Origin of the sequence: uncultured Maricaulis sp., assembly GCF_905480005.1 — a bacterium.
GTDB lineage: Bacteria > Pseudomonadota > Alphaproteobacteria > Caulobacterales > Maricaulaceae > Maricaulis.
In genome coordinates this window covers 1-2,771 of sequence record NZ_CAJQOO010000104.1, presented here as the reverse complement: position 1 = coordinate 2,771, position 2,771 = coordinate 1, and the positions used below count along the sequence as shown (strand labels likewise).

The window sequence follows — 2,771 nt, the reverse complement described above, 5'->3', positions numbered from 1 at the left end:
GCGACGCCGGGAACAGCGCAAGGCCTGACCGGCACCCGGGCACAGGGCGATGGCGCGGCAAGAGGGTGTAAAGCGCAAATTAACCCCGTTTGGTGTGTGATCGGACCCAACGAGGTCCCCCATGCCGCGCTACCGCCTGTTCTTGCCGCTTTCGGCTGCCCTGTTCTGTTTGGTGATCTTCACCGCCGTCTCTCTGCACATCCGGTCGCAGGAGCATTACGCGGTGCGCGTTCACCTGCAGGAGATCGCGGCCAATCTGCAATACAATCTCGCGGAACGGGTCGAGTTCAATCTGGACGGGCTCGAGCGCATGGCTGGCCGCTGGGTCCGCGAGGGCGGCACCGAGGAGAGCGAGTGGCGCGCCGACGCGCGTTCCTTTGTCGGTGACACGAGTGAATTGCGCGCGGTCCAGTGGGCCAATCCGGATTTCAGGCTGGAATGGGTCGAACCCGCCGTCGGCAATGAGGCGATTGTCGGACTGAATATCCTGTTCGAGGACTACCGCGCGCGCGCCGTCATGCGGGCCGTCAATACACGCCAGCCCAATAACAGCGCCGCCATCGATCTCGTGCAGGGCGGGACGGGCTTTCTCGGCTATTTCCCGCTTTTTACCGGCGAGCGCTTCGACGGTTTGATCGTCGGTGTCTTCGATGTCGCCGGCATGATCCGCAACGGTCTCCCGCAGGACTCTGCCGACCATGTCGCCATCCGCGTGACCGAGGGCGGCAACCTGATCCACGAATTCGGCATACCGGTCAGTGAGCGCCTCAATGCGCGCCGGACGGTCGCTTTGCCCGGTTCGGTCTGGACCGTGGAAATCCTCCCCGCCGCGCCGCTCTACATGGAAGAATTCAGCTCGACACCGATCATCATCCTGTTTCTCGGCGTCCTGGTCTCCATCGGCATCGGAATGGGCACCCATCTCGTCCTCAGCGGCCGGGTCCGCCAGAACGAGCTGACCCGGGAACGTGAAGCCGCCTTCGACGAACTCGAACGGAATCGCGAGCGCATGGCGTTGGCGGTTCGCGGATCAGCTGACGGTTTCTGGGACTGGGATCTCACGACGAAGACCATCTACCACTCACCCCGGCTGCGCAGTCTTTTGGGCCATGCCGCCGAGGCTGCCATCCTCACCGAGGGCGAGTATCCGGACGATGTCCACCCGGAAGACCGGGACAAGGCCATCCAGGCCATGCGCAATCACATCAAGCTCGGCACCGATTATGACATGGCGCTCCGCTTTGTCTGCGCCGATGGCGGCTATCGCTGGTTCCGCACCCGCGGCGTCGCCCAGCGCAATGACGGGCGGGCCGTGCGGATGGCCGGCTCGATCACCGACATCACCGATCTGGTCGAGGCCCGGGACCGCGCGGATGCCGCCAATCGCGCGAAATCGGACTTCCTGGCCAATATGAGCCACGAGATCCGCACGCCGATGAATGGCATTCTCGGCATGGCACGTGTGCTGGCGAGCAAGAACCTCGCGGAGGATGTCCAGTCCAAGCTGGATATCATCGTGCGCTCGGGCGACACCTTGATGCATCTGCTCGACGACATCCTCGACCTGTCCAAGATCGAGGCCGGCCAGATCGAACTCGACCAGGCCCCCTTCGACCTCGCCATCATCGGCAATCGTGTATCCGCGCTGTATGCAGACGCCGCCGCCAAGAAAGGGCTGACGCTCGCGGTCGACGTCCATGACGCGCCGGATCAATTCCGCTTTGGCGACCCGCTTCGCCTGTCGCAGATCGCCAATAATCTGGTCGCCAATGCCGTCAAGTTCACCGCCGAGGGCCAGGTCAGCCTGTCACTCGGCCCGGCAGACGCCACCGGCAATCCCGATGAGATCGAACTCGTCGTCAGCGATACCGGGATCGGCATGACCGAAGCCCAGTGCGGGGCAATCTTCGAGAAATTCGTCCAGGCGGACAGCTCCACCACGCGGCGCTTTGGCGGCACCGGGCTTGGCCTGGCGATCTGCAAGGGGCTGGTTGAACAGATGGGCGGCTCGATCGCGGTCGGCAGCAAGCCCGGCGAGGGAACATGTTTCTCGGTTCGCCTGCCCCTGAAGGCCGTTGCGCAAACCGATCCGACCGAACACGCGCCCGATCTGATCACGCTGGGCGGTGCCCTGACGGTTGATGGTCGCCCGGCCCGCATCCTTTCGGCCGAGGACAATCTGACCAATCGCCTCGTCCTGAAAGCCTATCTCGACAAGCTCGGCGTCGAGCTTCACATGGTGGAGAATGGCGAAGAGGCCGTCACGGCATTCAAGCGCGAACCGTTCGATCTCGTCCTGATGGACATCCAGATGCCGGTCAAGAACGGCGAGGACGCCATTCAGGACATACGCGCCTTTGAACGGGCCGAGCACCGACTGCCCACGCCGGTCGTGGCGCTGACGGCCAATGTCATGACCGACCAGGTCAACCGCTATGCCATGCTCGGTTTTGACGCGCACACCGAAAAGCCGCTGAGCCCGGAAGGGCTCGAGCGCACCATGCGGCGGCTTCTTCTGGGCACGCAAATCCGCCGCTCGGCCCGCCCCGCCTCTGCGGCCTCATAGGGCTGCAGGGCCGTCGATACCGACCGCACAGGGCACCTGTCCTAGACCGCCAGATGAAAGACCACTTCGCGCCGATGCGGACGGTCGCGGTGCTCGAACAGGTAAAGTCCCTGCCAGGTCCCCAGCAATAATTCCCCCTGCGCGACGGGTATGCCGATCGACGTCTGGGTCAGCGCCGCCTTGATATGCGCCGGCATGTCATCGG

The 2,771-nt window shown here is 63.9% G+C and carries 2 protein-coding genes; one reads left to right on the top strand and one right to left on the bottom strand.

The genetic code is table 11. From position 1 onward, the window contains the following. Positions 1-121 precede the first annotated feature (121 nt). Complete coding sequence (locus tag QZ266_RS09455) at positions 122-2,566, top strand: ATP-binding protein (RefSeq protein WP_295694414.1); 2,445 nt, start codon at positions 122-124, stop codon at positions 2,564-2,566. Between the two features lie 41 nt (positions 2,567-2,607). Here QZ266_RS09455 and QZ266_RS09450 read toward each other — a convergent pair. Next, positions 2,608-2,771: YjbQ family protein (locus tag QZ266_RS09450; protein WP_367178231.1), on the bottom strand; the 164-nt coding region annotated here is incomplete at its 5' end.